The sequence below is a fragment of the Flavobacterium sp. FPG59 genome (assembly GCF_002150205.1).
In the GTDB taxonomy this organism is placed as follows: domain Bacteria; phylum Bacteroidota; class Bacteroidia; order Flavobacteriales; family Flavobacteriaceae; genus Flavobacterium.
Genome location: NZ_MTCA01000293.1, coordinates 1 through 3,091, shown reverse-complemented (window position 1 = coordinate 3,091; position 3,091 = coordinate 1). Strand labels below are relative to the sequence as shown.

Here is a 3,091-nt window from a genome sequence, read left to right as displayed (position 1 = left end):
GCTGTTTTAAGGTCTAATTTAAGTTTTATTAGACGGTATATTAATTAGCATTTACTATTGTAAATATGAATAATTGAATCATTTATCACTCAAAATCACAGTGGTTTTTTAGAAAATGAAGAGATAAATTCTTTACAGTTGTTATCACTAAGGTAACGTTTAAGATAAAAGACAAGTAAATATTCCCTTTGATATATTTTGTTTGAGCTTTCTACCAATTCATTTGTACTCTCTATTTAGCTAATTTATTTTTTAGATAGTATCGCAAAAAAAACCTGAGGTGTTAGCCTCAGGTTTAAAATTAAATTAAATTGATTTATTGATTTATGTATAAATAGCCACTAAGTTTTTTAACTTGAGTTTTACCATCTATAATAGCAGTGTAGTTTAAAATATAGAAATATGTTCCAGTAGGTAGACTGTTAGTATCTTTTATAGTTGTTCTACCTCTAGAGTATCCATCAAAATAATTAGTTTGGTTGTTATAGTTTTTAGTTTCAAAAACTGAAACACCCCAACGGTTAAAGATTTCGATGCTATTTTCTGGATAACAAGTGGTATTGTCAATGTTTTCAATTACTAATTTATCGTTAACACCGTCATTATTTACAGATATAGCATTAAATACTTTTACTGTTCCACATTCTAATACTAAACAATCATCATTGACTGTAATCGTTATTCTATAGGTTTGTGGACATGTTGTGTCAACTACTTTGTATTCAAATACTTTATCTCCTAAGCTTAGACCAAAAGGATTAAATTGATCTCCTTGTAAAGCACCAGTGTTATTAATATCAGTCCAAGATCCATTTGTAGATGTTCCTGTTGGTAATAAACTTCTCAAATTGATTAGAGCAGAATCACCATTACACGCAGAACTATCTATTGTTTTCAAACCATTTACATTAGTTACATTCACATTTTGTGTGAACCTAGATGTATTTCCGCATGTATCTGTTACCAACCATTCTCTAACAATTGTGTATGAATTTGAATTGTTGTTATTAATTGTTTCAGTATAGTTATTTGATGCTATACTTGAACATGCATCTGTAAAGACTAATTCAGGTTTCACTGGGATTGCATCGCAATTAACATTTACATTTTGTTGGAAAGCGGTAGCAGTAATAGGTCCTTGATTATCTTGAACATTTATTATTTGCGAAGCTGTTGTAGTATTACCGGCAGCGTCTCTAGCAGTCCAAGTTCTTGTTACTGTATAAGATCCTGCACAATTTCCTGCTGTTGTGATATCTACAAAACTTAAGCTTGCAGCTCCACAATTATCAGTTGCTGTTGCTTGTGCAAAATTAAGTATTGTACCACATGAAACAGTTGTCATTGCTGGTAACGCTGCAATTGTAGGTCTAACTAAGTCACTAATTACAATTGTAATTCTTGCCGTTTGACAATTTAAAGGATTTAGTTTTTCGCATACTTGGTAAATCAATTCGTATTGTCCTGTAGGTATGTTATTTGATATACTAAGATTTCCTAAATTATCTAACAGAATGTTTGAATTTTGGCCAGTAAGTATCGTTACGTTGATATTATCTGCAGATAATGGACTGTTGTTGAAAGTGTCATTTGTCAATACATTTCCAATTATACCTGTAGTACTGCAGCTTAAACTTGAGTAAACATCATCAGTTAATACCATAGTTGCACTTACCACAGTCACAGTAACAGTTCCAATAGAACAATTACTTGGATTAATAGTTTCACATATAGTATATTGAACTGTATATACTCCAGCTGGTGTGTTAGGAGCTACTCTGACTTTACCATCAGCGCTTACTGTTATTGGTCCGTTAGGGACAAAAGTTATAACAACATCTGAATGTGATAATAATGCTCCATTTAAGGTATCATTATCTAAAACGTTGATTCCTGTGTCACCACCAGTTATTCCATTAACCAAGCCTACATTGTCATTTACAGCTACTATCACCGCATTGTTATTGTCGATAATCGTACCCGTAGCCGAAGCAGTACCAGAGGCAATACTAAAGTTTTCATTTACTTCGTCAATTGTATCTGTAGTCGTTGGTACCGAAACAGTTCCCGTAGTAGCACCTGCAGGAACATTTACAGTTACTGCAGTAGTGGTGTAATCTGCACTTCCAGCCGTACCATTAGTCAATACAAAAGTATAAGTTGTATCTACAGCCGATGGGTTGCTTAGTGTAAAGTTGAATACCAAAGCAGTTCCTTCGGTAGCCGAAGCCGGAGTGATGGTAGCCACAGTAGGAGCATTGTTATTGTCGATAATCGTACCCGTAGCCGAAGCAGCTCCAGAGGCAATGCTAAAGTTTTCATTTACTTCGTCGATTGTATCTGTAGTCGTTGGTACCGAAACGGTTCCAGTAGTAGCACCCGCAGGCACCGTTACTGTTACGTTTGTAGTCGTGTAATCTGCACTTCCAGCAGTTCCATTTGTTAGAACAAAAGTATAAGTTGTATCTACCGCCGATGGGTTGCTTAGTGTAAAGTTGAATACCACATCAGTTCCTTCGGTAGCCGAAGCCGGAGCAATCGTTGCTACAGTAGGGGCATTGTTATTGTCGATAATAGTACCCGTAGCCGAAGCAGCTCCAGAGGCAATACTAAAGTTTTCAGTTACTTCATCAATCGCATCCACCGTTGTTGGTACCGAAACGGTTCCAGTAGTAGCACCAGCAGGCACCGTTACCGTCACGTCTGTAGTGGTGTAATCTGCACTTCCAGCCGTACCATTAGTCAATACAAAAGTATAAGTTGTATCTACAGCCGATGGGTTGCTTAGTGTAAAGTTGAATACCACAGCAGTTCCTTCGGTAGCGGAAGCCGGAGTGATGGTAGCCACAGTTGGAGCATTGTTAGTGTCGATAATGGTACCCGTAGCCGAAGCAGTACCAGAGGCAATACTAAAGTCCTCATTTACTTCGTCGATAGCATCCACAGTTGTTGGTACCGAAACGGTTCCAGTAGTAGCACCCGCAGGCACCGTTACCGTCACGTCTGTAGTGGTGTAATCTGCACTTCCAGCAGTTCCATTTGTTAGAACAAAAGTATAAGTTGTATCAACAGCCGATGGGTTGCTTAGTGT

General features: G+C 36.9%; 1 protein-coding gene. It reads right to left on the bottom strand.

The genetic code is table 11. From position 1 onward, the window contains the following. Positions 1 to 316: 316 nt before the first annotated feature. Positions 317 to 3,091: gliding motility-associated C-terminal domain-containing protein (locus tag FPG59_RS15220; protein WP_176330768.1), on the bottom strand; the 2,775-nt coding region annotated here is incomplete at its 5' end.